Annotated in this window: 18 protein-coding genes; 14 read left to right on the top strand and 4 right to left on the bottom strand. The window is 26.9% G+C overall.

What is annotated here, in order from left to right; all coding sequences use genetic code 11:
• The first annotated feature begins 17 nt into the window (after positions 1-17).
• The 12 genes from ACTG44_RS11790 (at position 18) to ACTG44_RS11735 (ending at position 17,817) form a co-directional block, all read left to right on the top strand.
• Entirely contained in the window at positions 18-866 is an 849-nt protein-coding gene (locus ACTG44_RS11790) for a MurR/RpiR family transcriptional regulator (RefSeq protein WP_021385148.1), read from the top strand.
• Between the two features lie 62 nt (positions 867-928).
• The gene (locus tag ACTG44_RS11785) at positions 929-1,618 is read left to right on the top strand and encodes a Crp/Fnr family transcriptional regulator (protein ID WP_021385107.1); all 690 of its coding nucleotides are present in this window, start codon (positions 929-931) and stop codon (positions 1,616-1,618) included.
• Between the two features lie 185 nt (positions 1,619-1,803).
• Positions 1,804-4,443, top strand: a complete 2,640-nt coding sequence (locus ACTG44_RS11780) for a sensor domain-containing diguanylate cyclase (protein WP_479920491.1) — start codon at positions 1,804-1,806, stop codon at positions 4,441-4,443.
• A 110-nt stretch (positions 4,444-4,553) separates the two neighbouring features.
• Positions 4,554-7,418 carry an EAL domain-containing protein gene (locus ACTG44_RS11775; protein WP_479919070.1) on the top strand — a complete coding sequence of 955 codons (2,865 nt, stop codon included), beginning with the start codon at positions 4,554-4,556 and terminating at the stop codon, positions 7,416-7,418.
• A gap of 185 nt (positions 7,419-7,603) precedes the next feature.
• On the top strand, positions 7,604-8,611 hold the full coding sequence (asrA, locus tag ACTG44_RS11770) for an anaerobic sulfite reductase subunit AsrA (protein WP_479919069.1): 1,008 nt from the start codon (positions 7,604-7,606) through the stop codon (positions 8,609-8,611).
• The gene (gene asrB, locus ACTG44_RS11765; RefSeq protein ID WP_021385237.1) at positions 8,612-9,403 is read left to right on the top strand and encodes an anaerobic sulfite reductase subunit AsrB; all 792 of its coding nucleotides are present in this window, start codon (positions 8,612-8,614) and stop codon (positions 9,401-9,403) included. It begins immediately after the preceding gene.
• 12 nt (positions 9,404-9,415) lie between these two features.
• Positions 9,416-10,387 carry a sulfite reductase subunit C gene (gene asrC / locus ACTG44_RS11760; protein WP_021385099.1) on the top strand — a complete coding sequence of 324 codons (972 nt, stop codon included), beginning with the start codon at positions 9,416-9,418 and terminating at the stop codon, positions 10,385-10,387.
• Positions 10,388-10,444: 57 nt separating this feature from the next.
• Positions 10,445-11,221: a formate/nitrite transporter family protein gene (locus ACTG44_RS11755; protein WP_479916959.1), complete on the top strand. Its 777-nt coding sequence runs from the start codon at positions 10,445-10,447 to the stop codon at positions 11,219-11,221.
• 275 nt (positions 11,222-11,496) lie between these two features.
• Positions 11,497-13,515, top strand: coding sequence for an FUSC family protein (locus ACTG44_RS11750; RefSeq protein WP_479920490.1), 2,019 nt, complete (start codon positions 11,497-11,499; stop codon positions 13,513-13,515).
• 220 nt (positions 13,516-13,735) lie between these two features.
• Positions 13,736-14,596, top strand: a complete 861-nt coding sequence (locus ACTG44_RS11745; RefSeq protein ID WP_021385147.1) for an alpha/beta hydrolase — start codon at positions 13,736-13,738, stop codon at positions 14,594-14,596.
• 96 nt (positions 14,597-14,692) lie between these two features.
• Positions 14,693-15,562 (top strand): radical SAM protein, encoded by an 870-nt coding sequence (locus ACTG44_RS11740; protein ID WP_021385163.1) that lies wholly within the window; start codon positions 14,693-14,695, stop codon positions 15,560-15,562.
• A 254-nt stretch (positions 15,563-15,816) separates the two neighbouring features.
• Positions 15,817-17,817, top strand: coding sequence for an oxidoreductase (locus tag ACTG44_RS11735; RefSeq protein WP_479920489.1), 2,001 nt, complete (start codon positions 15,817-15,819; stop codon positions 17,815-17,817).
• 162 nt (positions 17,818-17,979) lie between these two features.
• Here the strand turns inward: ACTG44_RS11735 and ACTG44_RS11730 are convergent, their stop codons facing one another.
• On the bottom strand, positions 17,980-18,612 hold the full coding sequence (locus ACTG44_RS11730) for a CatB-related O-acetyltransferase (RefSeq protein ID WP_021385176.1): 633 nt from the start codon (positions 18,610-18,612) through the stop codon (positions 17,980-17,982).
• Between the two features lie 412 nt (positions 18,613-19,024).
• Here ACTG44_RS11730 and ACTG44_RS11725 point away from each other — a divergent pair, with 412 nt between their 5' ends.
• A complete protein-coding gene (locus ACTG44_RS11725) occupies positions 19,025-20,236 on the top strand; it encodes a GNAT family N-acetyltransferase (RefSeq protein ID WP_021385258.1) in 1,212 nt (403 codons plus the stop codon).
• Positions 20,237-20,301: 65 nt separating this feature from the next.
• On the opposite strand, the gene ACTG44_RS11720 is transcribed toward ACTG44_RS11725, so the two are convergent.
• On the bottom strand, positions 20,302-21,192 hold the full coding sequence (locus ACTG44_RS11720; RefSeq protein WP_479916955.1) for a LysR family transcriptional regulator: 891 nt from the start codon (positions 21,190-21,192) through the stop codon (positions 20,302-20,304).
• A gap of 388 nt (positions 21,193-21,580) precedes the next feature.
• On the opposite strand from ACTG44_RS11720, the gene aroD reads away from it, so the two are divergent.
• Entirely contained in the window at positions 21,581-22,348 is a 768-nt protein-coding gene (aroD, locus tag ACTG44_RS11715) for a type I 3-dehydroquinate dehydratase (RefSeq protein ID WP_021385195.1), read from the top strand.
• 66 nt (positions 22,349-22,414) lie between these two features.
• On the opposite strand, the gene ACTG44_RS11710 is transcribed toward aroD, so the two are convergent.
• Together ACTG44_RS11710 and ACTG44_RS11705 are read right to left on the bottom strand one after the other, a co-directional pair.
• Entirely contained in the window at positions 22,415-23,092 is a 678-nt protein-coding gene (locus ACTG44_RS11710) for a hypothetical protein (RefSeq protein ID WP_021385141.1), read from the bottom strand.
• A gap of 149 nt (positions 23,093-23,241) precedes the next feature.
• A complete protein-coding gene (locus tag ACTG44_RS11705; RefSeq protein ID WP_234781119.1) occupies positions 23,242-23,568 on the bottom strand; it encodes a helix-turn-helix domain-containing protein in 327 nt (108 codons plus the stop codon).

Genomic DNA, 23,568 nt, shown 5'->3' with positions numbered 1-23,568 from the left:
GAATAGAAGGGTTTTTAATGAGTATTTTAGAACAATTGGAATCACCAACTTTTAAAGTTACAAAGTCAGATAAATTATTGATAGCTTATATAAAAGAGAATATAGAGGATGTATTTTATAAGCCTATATCACAAATAGCAAAAGAGAGTAATATTGGTGAAGCAACTATAACTAGATTTGTAAAAAAGATGAATTTTAATGGATTACAGGATTTCAAGGTTACTTTAGCACAAGAGATATCAACCATTAACAAAAAGAATATTATAAATAAAAATATACAAAATGATGAGCCAGCGTTGGATACAGCAAAGAAACTTTTAAATTCAAATATAACTACTTTAGAGAATACAGTAGAGATAATTAATAGTAATGATGTACACAATTGTGCAAGACTTATAATAAATGCTAAGAAAGTTTATTTTATAGGTATTGGATATTCTGGTATAATAGCACAGGATTCAAACTATAAATTTATGAGAATAGGGCTTAATTGTGTGAGCTTTGATAGTAGCCATACAATGATAATGATGTCTTCCATAATGGAAGAAGGAGATTTAATAGTAGCAATTTCACATTCTGGTGAGACTGAGGAAATTATAAAAACTGTAAAGCTTGCAAGAGCTAATAATGCTAAAATTATATCAATTACTGAAAATAAAAACTCTGAATTAAAGGATATTTCAGATGTGCATTTATCTTACGTATCAGGGGAAACTGTACTTGAAACTGGTTCAATATCTTCCAAATTAGCACAATTTTTCATTATTGATTTAGTATATACACAGGTAGTAAAAGAACTTTCTAATGAAGCTATTGAAAGGAAGATTAAAACTACAAATGCTATAAAATTGTTTAAAAATGAATAAAATAAGAAATTTGTAATGTTTTATAGAGCTTTCTTAAAAATTTAGGAATGGAGAGATATTACATGTCTAAATTAAAAGATTATAATATTGATAAAGTAATGATTTTTAATAATTTATGCACTGAAACAAAGAATCAACTTAAGGAAAAAGCTAAACTAAAAAGATTACAAAAAAAAGAAATTTTATTTTATGAAAAAGATAGCTTGGACAGTGTTTATGTACTTTTAGATGGAAAAGTGTCTATTTTTAAGATAAGTGAAAATGGTGAGAGAAAAGTAATTTTTATATTGAATAGTGGCGAAATTATAAATGATATTACATTTGACTATACTAAAAATTCTACTGTTGGATGTGAGGCATTTGAAAATTCAATAGTAGCTTATTACAGCATGGAAGAATTCTTAGAAATTATGCAAAGTGATTTTCAACTTACAAAAGATATTATTTCATATATGGAAAGACGAATAAGACGTCTATACAGACAATTAAAAAATTCAATATCTATAAAAGTAGACAAAAAGCTTGCAGCAAAATTATATAGATTAAGTAAAGAGTTTGGAGTTTGCTGTGGTGAATGGACTTTAATAAATGTAAATATTACAGTTACATATTTAGCTGATATGCTTGGCTGTAAAAGAGAGACTGTTTCTAGAATGATAAAAGTATTGCAAAAAGAAGAGCTTATAAAAATTGATAATAAAGGTTTTTATGTTAAGAAAATGGAACTGTCAAAATACTTTAAAAACAATTAATTATAACTAAATAAAGGTATTATTAAGAGAATCTATTTATAGGTTCTTTTTTATTGTGTAATTTATCAATATTTGTATTAACTTTATTGAAACAGCTGAATTCTGATAGTATAATTAGTTTAACAATAAAAAGTGAATATGCAAATGTTAATACAGTGTCTATATGCAGAAAAGGATGTGTCAAAATGAAAAATAAAAAATTCGTAAGCTATGCTTTAGGTTTTATTTTTATATGTATGTTTGTGATGATTTCACTTTGGGATTTTACTTGTAATGTCAATTTATTGGTGGAAAAAAATAAAAAAATGCACTTAGAAGAGTTATCATCTCAAAGTTCAAATACTATAAATGTCAAGCTTAATTCATTAATACGATTTATGAATGGTATTTCTAAAACTATTTCAGATTCAGAAAGTATGAAGAAGGAAGAAGTAATAAAAGTATTAAATGATGTATCAAAAGAATCTAATTTTGAAAGAATTTATATTGCATATCCAGATGGCACAGTTTATAAAGATAATAAAAAAATAGATAATATATCACAACAAAGTTATTTTAAGAAAGCAATGAAAGGTGAAAGTAATATTTCTGAAATTATAAGCTCACCTATAAACAATGAAACTAGTTTTATTGTAGCATCTCCTATATATAAAAATGATGAAGTAATAGGGGTATTGTATGGTTCTTATAGTACAAGTATATTAAGTGAATTTATAGATGGAAATAGTTTTAATGGAGAAGGTAGTACATATGTTTTTGAAAAATCAGGAAAGCTTATCTTAAAATCTACTCAAATAAAAACTAATGATGACATAGATAATATTAGTGATTTTTTTAACTCAATTTCTATTGAAGAAGATTATAATTATAAGAAGTTTAATGAAGATATATCAAAGAAGAAAAGTGGATTCATAGAATATAAATTTAATGGAAAAGATAAATATGCTACATATACTCAGGTTGGCGTAAATGATTGGTATACTTTATCTTTTATTCCAAAATCTTTAGTACTGAAAGATATTTCAGAAATAAACAAACTTGCAATTATACTAACACTTAAAAACTTCATAGCACTTTTAGTTTTGATTTTAATTGTATTTTATAAGGAAAAGAAATCAAAAGATAGACTTGTAAAAGCTAACTTAGAAATATCTTCACTTACCAATAATATACCTGGAGGGGTTTTTAAGTGTACAGTAGGGACAAAATATGAATTTGTATTTTTAAGTGATGGATTTATAGACCTTTTTGAATATACTAAAGAAGAGATAAAATCTATATTTAACAATAATTTTTATGATGTAATTTACAAAGGTGATATAGATAGAGTAAAGAAGGAGTTTGAGTTTCAATTATTGGAGTCAAAGGTAGTTGAGGTAAAATATAGAATGATTACTAAGAATGGAAATTTTGTATGGGTTGTAAATAAGTGTGAACTTATAAAAGATTCTGATGGAAAAGAGTACTTATATTGTGTGATAGTTGATATAACAGATTTGAAAAGAACAGAAGAAGAGTTGAAGATTAATGAAGAAAGGCTTAGGATTGCGCTATCTAAGACTTCTAATATAGTGTTTGACTATGATGTTAAAACAAAGTTTATACATAATTCTAGTGATGTTTCTTCAATATATGGATTAACAAAAAATGTTAGGAATTCAATAGACTATTTTGTAAATTCAGAGATAATACACAATGATTTTGTTGATGTTTTTAAGGAATCTTTTAATAAGATAGAAAAAGGTGAAGAAAGTGTAGTATCTGTAATAAAGATAAAGCAAGTTAATGGCGAATACATATGGAATAGAATGACTTTAACTAATATATTTAATGAAACGGATATGCCAGTTAAAGCAATAGGATTATTAGAAGATATAAATGAGCAGAAAAAAGTTGAAATGCAATACAATCAAGAAGAACAGTATAGAAAAGCTATGTTATCTGAAGCAATTGCAATATATGAAGTTAATTTTTCTCAAGATAAAATTATATCAAGTAATATAGATTCTAAGAGGAATCTAAATTTAAGAGTTGATGGTAATTATTCTGAAGTAATAAAGAGTATTGTTGATGATATAATATTTATTTTAGATAAAGAAAATTTTAAAAATATGTTTTATCCTGAAAATGTTTTGGATTCATACAGTAAAGGAGTAAATGAGTTGAAATTAGAATATCGTAGGTGCGACAATAGTGAGCAGGTTTTTTGGGAACTTTGCACAATGCATTTATTTAAAGACTCTCAATGCAATCAACTTAAAGGCTTTGCATATATTAAAGATATAGACAAGCAGAAGAAAGATGAGATAGAACTTAAATTTAAAGCTGAACGCGATATGCTAACAGGAATTTATAATAAAGGTACAACAGAAATTTTAATAAAGCGACTTCTTAACCTAGAAAATACAAAAAAAAATAGCCATGCATTTTTTATTATTGATTTAGATGATTTTAAATCTATCAATGACAGTTTAGGTCATGTTTTTGGTGATAAAGTTTTGGTTGAAGTTTCAAAAAAATTAAATTCCATTTTTAGAGAAGATGATATAATTGGGCGTGTTGGTGGAGACGAGTTTGTAGTTTTTATGAAAAACATGAAAGATATAAAATCCATTGAAAATAAGGCAATTGAGCTATGTAATGCATTTAGAAATTATTATACTGGAGAAAATAAGTCATATAAAGTTTCTTGTAGTATAGGAATATCTGTCATGCCACATCATGGAACAACTTTTATTGAGTTGTATAAAAAAGCAGATAAGGCTCTTTATTATTCAAAAAATCAAGGAAAGGACAGATTTATTATATTTAATGATTCTATTTAAATTCTCAAATATAAAACAATTGTTTGTACACTTTAGTTAAACATTGCATAAAATTAAATAAAAATAAATTAATTGTCTTCATATGATTTAGTCATAAAAGGAGTGGTACTATGAAGAAAAAATATAGATTTGTTATTACTTTGGTTGTTTTTTTACTTTTGTTAAATACATCATTGGTTTTAGGCGATTCTAATAAAGAAAAAGTGAGAGTTGGATATTGGCCTAGTTATGGTATTTCCGTTACAAAAGATGGCAACTTGTATGGATATACCTATGATTATCTTAATGCAATAGCTAAGATAAATAACTGGGAATTAGAATATATACCTTGTGGATGGGGACAAGGACTAGAAATGCTCAAAGAGGGAAAAATTGATATATTTGGAGCATTGCAAAAAAGTGAAGAGCGTGAAAAATATTATGACTATACGGATTTAAATTTTGGATATGAATATGGAGCATTATATGTAAATGATAAAAACGATAGTATATCATATAATAATTTAAAAGAAATTGATGGAAAAATAGTGGGCACCGTATCGGATAATCATTTTAAGAGTATATTTGATGAATACTGTAAAAAAAATAAAATATCTGTAAAATATAAATACATAGAAGGCTCAGAAGAACTTGAAAAAGAACTTGAAAAAGGAACTATTGATATGTTACTTACCGGCAGTATAAGAGATATGCCAAATACAAAGGTAGTTTTACGCTTTTCATCAGAACCTATATACTATGCAACGACTAAAGGTAATAAGAGGATACTAGATGGCTTAAATTATGCATTAGGTGAGATAAAGAGAGAAGATATATATTATGATGGTAATTTATTTAATAAACATTACAAAGATACTTCAATAGCTTCAGAAGGATTCACTTCAGAAGAGAAAGAGTACATAAAGAAACATCCTACAATAAAAGTTGTATCTGGCACAGATACATTGCCATTATCTTTTTATGATAAAAATACAAATTCTTATAAAGGAATATCAATAGAGATATTAAAATCAATTTCTAAAAACTCTGGTCTAAAATTTGAATATGTAAAAGTAGAAAATTTTTCAGAAGGACTAAAAATGGTTGAAAATGGCGAGGCAGATATATGTGCAAATATGTTTATGTCGCGGAGCACTGAGTTAGAGCACAACATTGTATTTACTGATGGATATCTTGAAACTACTATGTTAGGTATAGCAAAAAGCGATGTTAGAATGGATGAAAAAACTAAGGTTGCAATGATAAAATGGACAGGAATAGAGTCATTTGTAAAAGAGTATTATCCAAATCAAGAAGTTATTTTTTATCCAAGTGCTAAGAAATGTATAGAAGCCATAAAAAAAGGAGAATGTGATATATTTATTGGAAGTAATTATATATTAAATAATATAATTAATACTGAAGAATTTGATGGTCTTATGTTTATGCCTATTAAAAATCAAGTTGTAGATATTGGTATAGGTGTTTCTGGAAAAACAAACTCTACATTATTGTCAATACTTAATAAATCTATTAGTAAAGTTACAGAAGAGGAAGTGGCAATTGCAGTTACAGGTAGCACAAAATATTTAGAACATGAAGTTACAATGTTAGATTTTATACAACATAATATGATAGTATTTATTTTAATGATAGCATTTATTGTATTTATCATTTCTGTAATATTTATTTTAAATTATAAGATACAGGTAGAAAGATTAGAAAATGTAGCTTATGTCGATGAAGTAACAGGTATAAGAAGTTTATTGAAGTTTAAAATTGATGCTAATAAGCTTTTTGAAAAATATGGAGTAGATAACTTTGCTATATATTATATTAATATAGATAAATTTAAATATATAAATGACATGTTTGGTTTTGAGTTTGGAGATAATATTCTAAAGTACATAGCAACAAAAATAGGAAAGAGCCTTTTTAAAGATGAGATATATGCAAGACTATCAGATGATAGATTTATTGTAATGGTAAAGAAAAATACCATAGAAAAGCTAAGAAGAAGAGCAATAGATTTCTTTGAAACTGTTAATAATGATAAAGAAAGTACATTCAAAATAGATATAATACTTAAATGTGGAGCATATTTAATTAATAAAGATGATGTTAATATTGATGTAATGATTGACAGGGCTAAGATAGCTTGTCAAACAATAGAAACTAACTATAAAAGTAAAATAGCATTTTATGATGATAAAATAAGGCTTTCTATATTGCGTGAAAAAGAGATTGAAAATAATATGGACAATGCACTTTTGAATGAAGAGTTTGTAATTTACTTACAGCCTAAATTTAATCTAAAAACAGGTGAAATTATAGGTTCAGAAGCTCTTGTTCGTTGGATGCATCCAACTAAAGGGATTATTCCTCCTAGTGATTTTATTCCTTTATTTGAAAAAAATGGTTTTATAGAAAAACTTGACCTATATGTCTGGGATAAGGTATTTAATGTAATGGCAAGATGGTTAGAAAATGGATTAGAAGTGTCACCAATTTCTATGAACGTTTCAAGAATTCATCTAAGTAATAGAAATATAGTAGCCAGTTTAACTTCTTTAATAAAGAAGTATAATGTACCCACATACCTTATTGAACTTGAACTGACTGAAAGTTTATTTTTATCGAATATAAGTGTTCTTTTAGATATACTAAATGATTTACATGATATTGGATTTATTGTATCTATGGATGATTTCGGAAGTGGATATTCTTCTCTTAGCCTTTTAAAAAAATTATCAATTGATGTATTGAAAATTGATAGAGAATTTTTAAATGAGACTATTACATCTATACGTGGAGAAAAAGTTATAAAGAATATAATTAAATTAGGTAAAGATTTAGATATGATAATTGTTGCTGAAGGAATAGAAACTGAAAGTCAATTAAATTTATTAAAAAATGCAGGTTGTGATATTGGACAAGGATATTACTTTGCAAAGCCTATGGATATAGAATCTTTTGAAAAACTTGTATTTAAGTGATTAGATTTTTAATTGAATAATATAAATATTATAAAAATATTAATAGAGCTTATTAAACTCTATTAATATTTTTTTTTATTATTTTTGAAACTGTGATAATTATCACAGAAGTATAGAGCATAAAGTGTTAAGATTTAAACAAGATAATAAGTAAGTAAAACTAAAATATAAGAAAGGTGATAAAAATGAAATTAAAATTAGATTCATCTAAATTCAATGAAGGTCTGAAGCATCTAAAAAAAGATTACAAGATATTTGCACCAGTTTTAATACCATTTAAAGGTACTTTTTCAGATACTGACACTGTAAGATACAAAGAGGTAAACGATTTCGAAGAAATGGAGTTTGCTCAGAAGGCAAATTTTTCACCAAAAGAAGTGGTGCTTCCTATAAATCAAGTCCTATTTTATTTTACTGAAAAAGAGTTTAAGGAAAGCGATTTAGACGATAAGAAAATTTTAATTTTCTTGAGAGCTTGTGACATAAATGGAATAAAGAGACTTGATGAAATATATCTAAATAATGGAGAAGAAAAAGATTATTTTTATAAGAATATTAGGGATAAAGTAAAATTTGCACTTGTAGGATGTAAAGAAAGTTTTAGAAACTGTTTTTGTGTAAGTATGGATTCTAATAAAACTGATAATTATTCAATTGGACTAAATATAGAAGGAGATGCTCTATATTTAGATATAAAAGATAGTGAATTTGAGGTATTTAATGGAGAACCAACTGAATTTAATATTAACTATGTAACTGAAAATTTAATTTCTGTAGATGTACCAGAGAATATTGATTCAAATGAAATGATAGGAAATTCAATATGGGATGAATATGATACAAGATGTATTGGATGTGGAAGATGTAATTTTGTATGTCCAACTTGTTCATGTTTTACAATGCAGGATATTTTTTATAAGGAAAATGAAAATGTAGGTGAAAGAAGAAGAGTTTGGGCTTCATGTCAAGTAGATGGTTATACAGATATAGCAGGTGGAAATTCTTTTAGAAAAAAACAAGGTGAAAGAATGAGATTTAAAGCTATGCATAAAATAAATGATTTCAAAAAAAGATTTGGATATCATATGTGTGTTGGATGTGGAAGATGTGACGATGCCTGTCCACAATATATATCATTTTCAAAATGTATAGAAAAAATAAATGATTTAGTAACTAGTAAGGAGGAAATATAAATGAATTCATATATACCAGTAAGTGCAAAAATACTAAATATAATTAAACATACTGATAAAGAATGGACTTTTAGAGTAAATTGCAATACAAAAGGGGTATTGCCTGGAAAATTCTATGAAATATCTATACCTAAATATGGTGAAAGTCCAATATCAGTATCAGGGTATGGAGAAGACTATATTGACTTTACAATAAGAAACGTAGGGAAAGTTACTAGTGAGTTATTTAATTATAAAGAAGGAGATTCTTTTTTTATAAGAGGACCTTATGGAAATGGGTTTGATGTATCTCTTTATGAAGGAAGAGAAGTTGTAGTAGTAGCAGGAGGAAGTGCCTTAGCACCTGTAAGAGGAATAGTTGAACATTTTTATAACAATAAAGAAAAATGTGAGAATTTTAAGTTAATAGTAGGATTTAAATCACCAAAAGATGTTTTATTTGCAGATGATTTAAAAAGATGGAGCGAAAAACTTGATGTTTTAGTTACTGTAGATGGAGCAGATGAAGGATATAGCGGAAACGTAGGATTAGTAACAAAATACATACCAGAATTGGATATAAAAGATATAAATAATACTTCTGCAATTGTAGTTGGACCTCCAATGATGATGAAATTTACAGTAGGAGAATTTCTAAAAAGAGATTTAGATGAAAAGAATATTTGGGTTTCTTATGAAAGAAAAATGTGTTGTGGAATAGGTAAATGTGGACACTGTAAGATGGATGATACTTATATATGTTTAGATGGACCAGTATTTGATTATTCATATGCTAAAAATCTTATTGATTAGGGGGCGAAATTTGTGATAAGAGATTTAAATACTAAAAAGGTAATGAAAAATGCTTATAGAATTACAAAAACAAAATATAAAACTTCTTTAAGAGTTAGAGTACCAGGAGGTCTTATTGACCCTGAAAGTTTAACTATAGTTTCTAAAATTGCAAGCGAATATGGTAATGGCCAGATACACATAACTACTAGACAGGGATTTGAAATATTAGGGATAGATATGGAAGATATGGAAGAAATAAATAAAATTATACAACCTGTCATTGAAAAAATGAATATAAATCAAGATGAGAAAAATGCAGGATATCCAGCAGCAGGTACAAGAAATATAGCAGCATGTATAGGAAATAAGGTCTGTCCAAAAGCTCAGTATAATACAACTGAATTTGCTAAAAGAATAGAAAAAGCAATATTCCCAAATGATTTACATTTTAAAGTAGCTTTAACTGGATGTCCAAATGATTGTATAAAAGCTAGAATGAATGACTTTGGAATTATTGGTATGGCTTTACCAGTATATGAAAAAGATAGATGTGTAAATTGTGGAGCATGTGTAAAAAAATGTTCTAAAATATCTGTTGGAGCGTTAAAAACAGAAAATAATAAAGTTGTAAGAGATGGAGATAAGTGCATAGGTTGTGGAGAATGTGTGCTGAATTGTCCAACAAATGCATGGACTAGAGATGAGAAAAAATACTATCGATTAGCCATAATGGGTAGAACAGGAAAGAAAAATCCTAGATTAGCAGAAGATTTTCTTTTATGGGCAGATGAAGATAGCATAATAAAGATAATACTTAATACCTATAAATATGTAGAAAAGTATATAGATAAAGATGCACCAGGAGGAAAAGAGCATATAGGATATATAATTGATAGAACAGGTTTTATGGAGTTTAAAAAATGGGCACTTGAAGGTGTGAAACTTCCAGAAATAACTAAGATGCATGAAAATATATATTGGAGTGGTGTTAAATATCTATAAATCAAGTAATGTATATATTTGAGTGAATTAAAAATCAAATAGAAAGAAGAGGGAATTATGCATAAAGAGACTTTGGATAAATTAACTAATGCAGCTATAAATAAGATAAATTTATTAAATACGAGTAAAGTAAAATATTTAGTATCTTCTGCGTTTGCAGGCCTTTATGTAGGTATAGGTATACTTTTAATATTTACCATTGGAGGACTTTTGACTGATGCAGGTTCACCTATGACTAAGATAGTAATGGGATTATCATTTGCAATAGCACTTAGTTTGGTTGTAATGACAGGGACAGAATTATTTACTGGTAATAATATGGTCATGTCTGCTGGTATGTTAAATAAAGGTGTTAGTATAAGAGATACTTCTAAGATATGGATATACAGTTGGATAGGAAATTTAATAGGAGCCTTGATTTTAGGTCTTATATTTGTAGGAACTGGTTTAGTAGATAAAGGACCTGTGGCTGAATTTTTTGCAAATACAGCAGCTAGTAAAGCTTCTATGCCATTTATGGCTCTTTTCTTTAGGGGAATTTTATGTAATATTCTAGTATGCGTGTCAGTGTTATGTTCATTTAGAACTAATAGTGATAGTGCAAAGATAATTATGATATTCTTATGTTTATTTGCTTTTATAACATCAGGTTTTGAGCATAGTGTAGCAAATATGACAATTTATAGTGTTTCATTATTTTCACCAGCAATAAACACTGTTAGTATTGGAGGAGCTATTTATAATTTAGTAGCTGTGACACTTGGAAATATTGTTGGAGGAGCTTTATTTATGGGGCTTGGTACCTATATATTAGGGAAAGAAAAACTTAAATAAATTTATTGTATAAACAATATAACTCTCTTAATAAATTATAATTTTACTATTATTAGGAGAGTTATTTTTATTTTTTGAAAAAATATTTGAAAGAGAAAATATATGGGAGCATGTGAATATATATAGTATATGTATATAATAAAGTGTGTAATAAAATGAATTATATATAGTATTTAATCTATAAATATTAGAATCCTTCCGGAAAAAAGGCGATTTTGAATAAGGGGATAAATGTGATAAAATGGGTTTTGTTGAAATTTTTAGGGGGGGATATGATGACAAAGAAACTGGTAATATCAAAAACAAAATTATTTATTTTTATAATAGCATTTATTTCTATATTTATATATCTATTTGGAAGTAAAAATACACTAATAGGTGTAGGTATAGTAACAGCTATGTTGACTCTTTTAGAAAGAGACTTAACTATTTCTCCAATTAAAAATTTACTAAAATATTTATCAATAAATATAATTTTAGGAGTATTATCATTTTTTGCAGTACAAAATATGTATTTAGGAATTTTATTAAATTTTATAGCATTATTCATAATAGGGTATGTATTTAGTTATGACTTAAAAAGAGCAGTGTATGTGCCTTTTGGTCTAATGTATATATTTATGGTAAGTATACCTGTAGGAATAAGTGAATTTCCTATGAGATTATTAGCCTTAGCTATTGGAGCAGTTACAATAATGATTGCCCAGTTTGTTATGAACAGAAATAGAATGAAAAATGTTGGTGATAAAGAGCTAATATCTATATGCAATGAACTGTTAGAAAAAATTAGTTTTTTAAAAAATATCATTAATGATGATAATTCTATAGATAAATCTAATATTAGAAAAATAGATAGTTGTAATTATAGAGTAAACTCTATATCCAAAAGTCTTAAAATGGTTATTTTTGATAACAGAAAAGATGACTTTTATATTAGTATTAAAGGTATAGACATAATAAATATTTTATTTTCATTAGAAAGAATAAATTTAATACTGGATAGATATAAAAAAGATAGTAAAGAATTTGAGGATGAAGACATAAAAAATATTTTAGAAGAAAGTAATAAAAATAGTAAAGCAGATGTATTAGCTGTAGGGCTTAAAGAAGTAAACTATATTAAGATGTGCTTAGAAAATAAGGATACAATAACAGATAAAGAGATTTTAGGATTTAGAGATTATGTTATTGCCCAAGATACTAAAAATATAAATTTAAAAGAAATTTATAGTGTATTAGAAAATTTATATGAATTTTTGGTAGATTATAAAAAAGTAAAAACAAGAGATGAAAAAAAGGCTGAAAAAAAATCAAAGATACCTAAGGAATTTAAACGACTATCAGTATACAAGAAAAATTTTAATTTAAACTCTATAAGATTTTCTTATGCAATAAAGATTGCTTTAGCTACAGCTATAGCTGGATTTATTATGGATTATTTCCACTTAAGAGATGGAAGATGGATAATGTTAACTGTATTCTCATTAACACAACCTTATGCAGAAAATTGTATCCAAAGGTCTAGAAAAAGAATAGAAGGTACACTTGTGGGAGCTATAATATTTATTGTATTATTTTCAATAATAAAAGATAGTACATTAAGGTCATTAATAGTTCTTTTAGCAGGATATATAAACTCATATGTAGTTGATTATAGAAAATTAATGATGTGTGTAACTGTTTCAGCTCTTGGCTCAGCAGTAGTTATGGGAGACCCAAATGTTTTAACTATAAGTAGGATTTCATATGTGGCATTAGGAGCTATTATTGCATTAATAGTAAATAAGTTTATATTGCCATATGATGCTAAGACTGGTTATCAGCATGTTATAGACATGTATAAAGGAATAGTTAAAAATATAATTGATGAAGTTAATAATTCTATAGAAAATGTTAATAATGCTTATTATATAAAAAATTTATTATTGGTACCATCACTTATTGAAGACAGAATTATGTTAATAAATGCTATATATAAAGATAAACATCAAGAAGATTTTTTGGAAAATCAGAAATTACTAATAAGCAATATGTATAATCTGTATATAAATATTAATAAAAATAAAATTAAAGATGAGGATGTAGAAAAAATATTAAGAGATACTAATTATATTTCAAATTACAATGCAAATAAGTATGATGAAGGTAGAATGACACTTTTAGAAAGTATTAAAAATTCTAAAAATATAGGTGACAAGATAATTTATCTAAATTTACTACAGACTTTAAATGGTGTCAAAGAAATGTATAGAATAAGTGATATCACTAGAGTTTCAATGGAACAAACAGCATAGATATTTGATTTAATTAAACCAAGAAATAGTCATATATTAAAAAAAGTATATGACTATTTCTTTTATAGAAGATTAAAAAAATAGTATATAAAAAACAAAAAACATATATTTATGAATTTTATATGAAAATAGTTAAAATATTGATTTTTTTCATTGGTTGAAAAAACAATTTACTTAGGATAAACTATAATAGTATTCAAATATTATGGGGGTTAGATTTATGAGTAAAGATGTAAAGGTAAAACGTAATAAGAAATATGATACATTTAGTATAACTATGGAACTTGAGAGACCTTTACTTTATGATGAGGTTGAAAACAAAGATGATAAAAATAATAATAATAAAAAATTTAATATAAAGAAAAAGATATTTAAGGGAATAGGTATACTATTTGTATTGATTTTGCTTGGTTTTTTCATATGGATAAACAAAACATATGAACCTCAAAAACTAGCAAAAGAAGCTTTGGTTAGTAATAGCAAAGTCGAGGTAACTGTAAATGGAAATATTTCATTTACACCAAAAGGAAAAAAAGTTTCTAAGGGTTTTATTTTCTATCCAGGAGCTAAAGTAGAGATAGAATCTTATGCACCACTTGCTAGAAAAATAGCAGAAAGTGGATATGAGGTAGTAATTGTAAAGATGCCACTTAATATAGCCCTACTTGGAACCAACAAAGCTCAGAAAGTTATGGATTCTTACAACAATATAGAGCATTGGGTAATAGGAGGTCATTCATTAGGAGGAGTTGCAGCATCAAATTTTGCACGTGATAATAAATTAATTGATGGAGTTGTATTTTTATCTTCTTATCCAATGGGTGATGATTTGAAACAGCTAGGCAAAAAAGTTATATCTATATGGGGAAGTAAAGATGGTGTAGTCAATTTTAAAAGTCTTGTAGAATCAAAACAAAAACTTCCTGATGATACAACTTATGTTGAGATTGAAGGTGGAAATCATGCACAATTTGGAGATTATGGAAAACAAAAAGGAGATAATGATGCTATTATAAGTCAAGAAAAACAACTTAACATCACTGCTGATAGTATTATTAAATTTTTAAAGAATATATCTTAAACTAAAATTTAAAGTCTATAATTATATAAAGTATTATTTTAATTAAATATTAATAATATAATAGAATGAAGATTTGATTACAAGGGGGATTTTAATATGGAATATGATATGCCACTTTATAGACCACCAAGTGAGGCTTATAGTCTTATAATACAAGTCACGCTAGGATGTTCTCATAACAAATGTACATTTTGTAGTATGTACAAATCGAAAAAATTTAAAATAAAGCCATTAGAAGTAATAAAAAATGAAATTGATATATTTAGAAGACATTATAAACATGTAGAAAGAATATTCTTAGCAGATGGTGATGCATTGATAATACCAATGGAGAAACTAAGAGATATAATATTATATATAAAAGAAGTTTTTCCAGAATGTGAAAGAATTACTTTATATGGTTCTCCTAAATCTATAGAGAAAAAATCTGATGATGAACTTAAAGAGTTAAGAAAACTTGGCGTTAAGATGATTTACCTAGGGCTTGAAAGTGGAAATGATGATGTATTAGAAGATATTAAAAAAGGATTCAACAGTGAACAATTAATAAAAGTTGGTAGAAAAGTTAAAAAAAGTGGTATCAAATTATCATCTACAGTAATAGCAGGTATTGGAGGAACTAAAAAAACACATCAGCATGCAGTTGATACTGGAAAAATGCTAGGTGCAATTTCACCAGATTATGTGGGTGTACTTAGCTTAATGGTAGAGCCTAATACTGAACTTTACGATTTACTTCAAGCAGGAGAGTTTACAATATTAGAAGATAAATCTGTATTACAAGAAATTAAAGAGATGATAAAAAACATAGATGCCAGTGAAAAGATTGTATTTAGAAGTAATCACGCCTCAAATTATGTTAACTTAAAAGGTATATTACCTGATGATAAGCAACGTTTAATTGATGAGATTGATTACTATCTAAGTAATCAAAAACTAAAAAGAGAAGAATATAGAAGATTGTAGTTTTTGCCTATCAATATATATTAATTGGTAAGTAAAATATTAAAATTGTTTAGACTGAAAAAAACATGCTACATTAATAGCTGATTGCTATTAATGTAGCATGTTTTTTTAAAAATATAGAGAAATTATTCATAGAAAAAATCTATTAATAATGATTAAAATATGCACTAGTTTAATAGGTTTCCACGCATTATAATAAAGACATAAATTTAATTTACAAAAACTATAAATATAAAATGTGTGGAGGAATAGAAATGAATAAATATCAAAATATCTTTGAACCATTAACTATAAAAAGGATGAATGTAAAAAATAGAATAGTTATGCCACCAATGGGGACAAATTTTGGTGGTGAAAGTGGAGAGTTTAAAGATGAGCATATAAAGTATTATGAACAAAGAGCAAAAGGAGGGACAGGACTTATAATAGTAGAAAATGCTTGTGTAGATTTTCCTTTAGGCTCTAATGGAACAACACAGATAAGAATAGACCATGATAAATATATACCTGCTTTATATAAGTTAACAGAGACCTTACATAAGTATGATACATGTGTAGCAATACAAATTAATCATTCAGGAGCTTCTGCTGTACCAGAGAGAATAGAAGGCTTAGTTCCTGTATCTTCTTCAAATATACCTTCAAAAAAGGGAGGAGCAATTCCTAGAGAATTAGATGTAGAAGAAATTTTTAATATTGCAAAAAAATATGGAGAGGCAGCTAAAAGAGCTCAAATAGCAGGTTTTGATGCAGTTGAGATACATGCAGGGCATTCATACTTAATAAGTCAATTTTTATCTCCAATTTATAATAAACGTACTGACGATTTTGGTGGAAATATTGAAAATAGAACCAAATTTGCAAAACTAGTGATTGATAAAGTCAGAGAAGAAGTAGGTCCATTATTTCCAATATCTTTAAGGATAAGTGCTGATGAATTTATGGATGGAGGAAATACTTTGGATGATACTCTAAAACTTCTAGAATATTTAGATGAAGAAGTAGATATATACAATGTATCAGTAGCATTAAATGACTCTATACAATTTCAGATAGATAAGATGACATTGGAAGATGGATGGCGTTCATACATATCTAAAGCAATTAAAGAAAAATTTGGCAGACCAACAATAGTAACAGGAAATATAAGAAATCCAGAAATAGCATCAAAAATACTTGAAAATGCTGAAGCAGATTTTATAGGTATTGGTAGAGGTCTCATAGCTGATTCTAATTGGGTTAAAAAAGTACAAAGTGGTGAAGAAGGTTCAATAAGAAATTGTATTTCATGTAATATAGGATGTGCAGGTAATAGGATTGGGGCAAATAGACCTATTAGATGTACAGTAAATCCTGATTTGATAAATGGACAGGAATATAAGCAAAGGAAGGTAAACAAAAAAACAAATGTAGTTGTTATAGGAGGAGGCACAGCTGGTCTTGAAGCAGCAGCTACAGCAGCAGAAGTAGGGTGTAATGTATTTTTAGTAGAAGAAAAGGACGAGATAGGTGGACTTGCTAAATTAATATCAACTTTTCCAGACAAAAGGAGAATATATGATTTTCCAGATTACTTGATTAAAAGAGTTAATGAATTAAAAAATTTAATTATATTTAAAAATAAAAAAGCAGATATTAGATTTGTGGAAAATTTAAAACCAGATATAATTGTAAACGCTACTGGTTCAAGACCATTACTTCCTCCAATAACTGGATTACTGGATAGGATAGACAAAGATGGAGAAAATATAAGTTCAATATTCAAACTGTTTGATGATATAGAATCTTTTAGAACGAGAGATTTGAAAGGTAAAAAAGTAGTAGTTGTTGGAGGCGGTGCTGTTGGGCTAGATGTTGTAGAATTCTTTTCAGAAAACAAAGCTAAAACTTGTATAGTTGAGATGCTACCAGTAGTAGGAAAAGATTTAGACCCTATAACGAAGGTGACAATGAATAAAATGTTAAAAGATTATAATGTTGATGTATACACAAATACACGATTATTAGAAGTTGGAAAAGATACTTTCAAAGTAAAGAAAGGTGAAGAAGAATTTTTACTAGATTTTGATTATGGATTTATATGCCTAGGCATGAGTTCTAATAAACCAATTTTAAATGATTTAAAGGAATACTTTGAACCAAGAAATGTGGAAATTCTAAATATAGGTGATAGTAAAATAGCTAGAAGAATAATAGACGGAGTTAGAGAAGGAAGAAATATAATAACAACATTAGAAAAATTAAATCTTTTATAGATAGTAAAAAGTAAAGTAACTCTCTACAAAGTTACTTTACTTTTTAGTTTTGACTTTAATACTATTTTAATTTCTGATATATTAAAAACAATACAGTAGTTCTAAATAATCTCTTACAAAAAATCAATAAAATGAAGCTTAAGAATAAATATTAATAAAATATTAAACTAATTTATCAATATTTCCTGATTGAATATACTGAATGTTTGATTGAATTTTTTTGTATGGCCAATTCCACCATTTAATTTCTAATAACTTTGAAATTGTATCATCACTAAATCTTTTTTTTATAACTTTTGCAGGTATGCCTCCAACAATAGAATATGGTGGAACATCATTAGTAACTACGGCTCTTGTTCCAATAATTGCACCATCACCAATATGTACTCCTGACATAATTATAGAATCATATCCTATCCATACATCATTTCCAATTACAATATCGCCTTTATTATCCCACGCATCTGTTATATGGCTGACATCTAATCCCCATTCTTCATAAAAGATAGGAAATGTATAAGTAGACTGTGATTTCATTGTATGATTTCCACTAGTCATTAAAAATTTTGAATTACATGCTATTGAGCAAAACTTACCAATTATTAATTTATCGTTATTTATAGGGTAATGATATAATACATTGTTTTTCTCAAAATCTCTTGGGTCATTATAAAAGTCATTATATATTGTATAATCTCCAACTTCTATATTTTCTCTTGTGATTACATTTCTAAGGTATACAGTTTGATAATCATTACTTCTTGGGTATATTTTATTTGAATTTGGAATAGTCATGTTTGAATCTCTCCTTTATAATATGATGTTTTGACTATTCCATTATTACAATACATCTCTTCACAGAATCACTCCTTAAATAGTATTTATATTTAACTTTATAATCCATATATTTTATATTTAAAACAGACTTTTGACTATGTAGCATATTATAACAATTATACATTTAGTTGATTATATATCAAGATACTAAAACTTGCAACTACTTAATATATTAAATAAAAAATAATTTTTAATTTGAATAGCATGAGTATTTGAGAGGGAACTAATTTTTATAGTGATTTGACTATAATATCTTGTATATGGTAGAATTATGCTTATATAAATATTTATTTAGTATTTGTATAAACTTATTATCCATGTTATGTAAATGGACAGTATTTATATGTACTTATTTTTAGGAGGTTTTATTATGAGTCGACTAGAGAGACTCGAAATGAAGAATGTAGAAACTAAGCATTTACAACAATTCAATCAATTATTACGTTACGTATTTCAAGTGACAAATCAAGATTTACAACAAGTAGGCTGGGAGGAAAGAGAAATAACTCTTGCTAAACTACCTGTATTAAGACAAGCTGATGTACTTGGTTGGTTTGATGAAGATAAACTAGTATCTCAAATAGCTGTTTATCCATTCAAAATCAATATATTTGGTAAAGAATATGATATGGGCGGTCTTACTGGTGTTGGAACATATCCAGAATATTCTAATCTAGGTCTTATGGATAAACTAATGAGACAAGCATTAGCAGATATGAGAGAAAGAAAACAATCTATATCTTACTTATTTCCATACTCAATTCCATACTATCGCCGTAAGGGATGGGAAATAATATCTGATAAAATATCTTTTGAAATTAAAGATACCCAGTTACCAAAGACAAAAGCTGTTTTAGGAGAAGTTGAACGTGTAAGCATAGAACATAAAGATATACGAAATGTATATGAACGTTTTTCTAAAATGAACCATGCTTGTATGATTAGAAGTGAATTAGCTTGGGAAGAATATTGGCGTTGGGATTTAGAAGAACTCACTTGTGCTATTTATTATGATAAAAATCGTAATGCACAAGGTTATGTGTTGTATTGGATTTCTGAAGAGATATTCTATATTAAAGAGATGGTATTTGTAGAAGAAGAAGCGCGTACAGGATTATGGAATTTTATAAGTGCCCATTTTTCTATGATAAATAAAGTAGTTGGCAATACCTATACAGATGAACCATTGGCATTTTTACTTGAAGATGGGGATATTGAAGAAAATATAAAACCATATTTTATGGGAAGAATTGTTGATATAGAACAATTTATAAGTCAGTATCCATTTAGAAGACAAGAAAGTGATATAAAATTAGTTTTTCAGTTGAAAGACCCTTTACTAGATTGGAATACAGGAGTATTTACATTAAATGTTTCTAAAGATGGGAAAGGTATCTTAACTGTTGGTGGTGATAAGGCTGATTTGGCGGTTGATATACAGACACTTACAACCATGTTACTTAGCTACAAAAGACCAACGTATCTTCATAAAATAAAGAGAATCATTTGTGATAAAGATATAGTAGATTTACTAGAAAATCTTATTGAGCGTGAAAATCCATATTTTTCAGACTATTTTTAATAAATTTTAAAATTTACCTGGGATTGTATCATATTATATGATACAATCCCTTTTCTAATTCGTTTTTAGTTTTTATCTATCAAATTATTGGTCTTGCTATAATTAATAACAAAATTCTTAAATCTACTAACAGCAGGAGTTAAATATTTATTTTTTATTGTAGCTAAATATATGTATCTTTCGTGTATTGGGTTTTTTATTGACAAAATTTTTACATTGAAGTATTTAAGTGCAAAGATATTTGGAACAACAGCTATTCCATAGTTAATAGAGACTAATCCTGCAACGGCAGTATCTTCTTCTGTCTCACATACAATTTGAGGCTTTACATTGACTTTTTCAAATAACTTATCAATAATTGGTCTAATCCCACTATCCTCGCTGAAGAATATAAAAGGATAATCTTCTGTATCTTTTAAATCTACGCTATCATTTGATGCTAAAGGATGGCTATATGGTACTATTACAACCAGTTCTTCTTGAAGTATAGCTGTAAAATCTATATTGGGTTCATTTGGAACAAAAGAACAAAATGCTAAGTCAAATTTCTCGTCTTTTAAACCCTGTATAATCTTTTTTGTAGTACCTTGACCAAAGGAAAAAGAGATATTTTTATTTGGTTCTTGCTCTAAAAAACTACCAAGCATATTTGGAATGAAGTGAGCCCCTAATGTGTAAATAAATCCCAGGTCTACAACACCTTTTGATATACTAGTATATTCTCTAAGTTTTTTTTCTCCTCTTTCTAATTCACCTAATGCTTTATCAACATATGTTAGAAAAAATTTACCGTATTTAGTAAGACGAACATTTCTGCCTTGCTTTTCAAATAAAAAAGTACCCAATTCTTTTTCAAGAGCTGATATAGCATGACTTAAGCTTGGTTGAGTTATAGATAATTGAGTAGCTGCTTTTGTATAGTGTTCAACTTTAGCTAAAACTCTGAAGTAATGCAAATGATTTAGGTTCATTGATATTCAATCCCTTCATAAGTAGTGAAATTCGAGCTATTTCTACATAATTATACCATAATTTATAGATTAATTCTATTAACATCGAGAATAATATGCATTATATTAAATTCAATTTAAAGAATATTATGAAAATTATAAGATACTATAGCAAATTTAATTGTAAATACATTTAATATATGAGACTTATTATATGTAGGAAATGAGAATATTCAGTAGTGAATATTTTTCTATAACAGATTGTTATAAAAAGTAGAATAAATATTATTTTTAATCTAGTATTGTTATAATGTATCTTATTTTTACTGTATAATAGAATTATAGATAAAAAAGAATCTAAAATCCCATAGGATTTTTATGTATGGAGGAAACTATGAATAAGATAGTTCAAGTAAAAAATATTAATATAGGAGAAGGTATACCTAAGATTTGTGTTCCAATTATAGGGAAAAATAAAGAAGATATTATGAAAGAGGTTAAAATATTAAAAGAAACTTGTTTGGATATTATAGAGTGGCGTGTTGATTTTTTTGAAAATGTAGAAAATATTCAAGAAGTTAAGGAGATACTTTATGAATTGAGAAGTTACATATCTGATGTGCCTTTATTATTTACATTTAGAAGTGTAGTGGAAGGGGGAGAAAAACTAATATCAAAAGATTATTATATTACATTAAATAAAGAGATTTCTAATACAGGATTGGTAGATTTAATAGATGTAGAATTATTTATAGGAGATGAAGTTGTAAATGAAATAGTTGATTTTGCTCATAAAAAAGAAATTAAAGTAATCATTTCTAATCATGACTTTTATAAAACACCAAAAAAAGAAGAGATAATATCACGATTATGTAGAATGCAGGAATTAGGAGCAGATTTGCCCAAAATAGCTGTTATGCCACAAAATGAAAATGATGTGTTAGTGTTACTTGAAGCTACAAATGAAATGTCTAGAGTTTATGCAGATAGACCAATAATAACAATGTCCATGTCAGGAATGGGAGTTATAAGTAGATTGTGTGGAGAAATATTTGGTTCTGCATTGACTTTTGGAGCTTCTAAGAAAAGTTCAGCTCCAGGACAAATATCATTTAAAGAGTTAAGTTCAGTACTTAGTTTATTACATAAGAGTATTAAATGATTTAAAAAAAGAAAAGTAATATCTTATAAATCAACTATGGCATATTTGAAATATGCCATTAAAACACTATAAATTATATATGTAATACAAAAGTATTACTCTGTTTTTTGAGTATTGTACATTACAACACTTGTATCTATCATCATCAATTACACTAGAATGTATAGGATACTTATTTTCGTTTAACCAATATTTTTGCATATTCTTTGTCCAGGATTTTGGGAATTTAAATACTTTTTTGTTTATTATAATGTCTTCATCTTCAAAAATATTAACTTCTCTTTCAATTTTTATTTTTCTACTATATATTTTATTGATAGATTCTTTATCTAGTTTTACATCCCTGTACATATCAGGACAATAACAACAAACATAACTCCTGTTTTTTCGACGTTTAAATTTTACAATCTTTTCTATACTAATTTCTAGTTTTTCTTTATTGTCTTTTATAAATTTAATATCTTCTATATTGTCACTTGAAAAAAGTTCTGTCAATCTTAGAGTATCTACAGTTTCTCTAATTATCTGTTTCTTATAAGAGCAGAGCTCATTTCCCAAAATAAGGTTTAATTTATTAAGTATGTAGTCATTTTTATATTTAAACATCTTGATTTTTTCTAATTCAGAGTTATCTTTAAATTTTAACTTTTCATACCTAAAAGTTATTTTGCTAAAAAGAGTATATTCTACATCGATATATTCTTTTGCAATCTTAAATTTATCGCTACCTTCAATCACAATCATAGCCTATCCCCAATCGTTTTATATTAAAATAAGGCCATAGAACATGGTCTAATAGTGCTAATTAGCACTATAAGACCATGTTAACACAAAAAGACAAAAAAAGGTTATTTATTTCAAATAACCTTTTTGTTTATACAGAATATAAAGAATCATATTCTATTCTTTTTTATTATATCTATAATCTGTGATATCAGATTTAACTCTCTCGAATTTAAGTCTTTTAATTCTTCATTTATATCATTTTCTAAATATGTCTTTCCAATGGGAGTAACGTCTTTTATAAGAGTATCTGCAGAGATATTCAATACACTTACAAATTTTATGAATGTTTTAAGACTTGGATTCTTCTTACCACTTTCTATTTGATTTATATACCAAGGTGATACTCCAACCATATTTGCAAACTCTTTTGAAGTTAAATTCGCTTTTTTACGTTCTTCTTTAAGTCTTTTACCTATATAATTCATTACTGTCAT

It is taken from the genome of Clostridioides sp. LIBA-2809 (genome assembly GCF_056688965.1).
The sequence above is the reverse complement of the archived record's forward strand: the minus strand, read 5'-3'. Positions and strand labels throughout refer to the sequence as shown.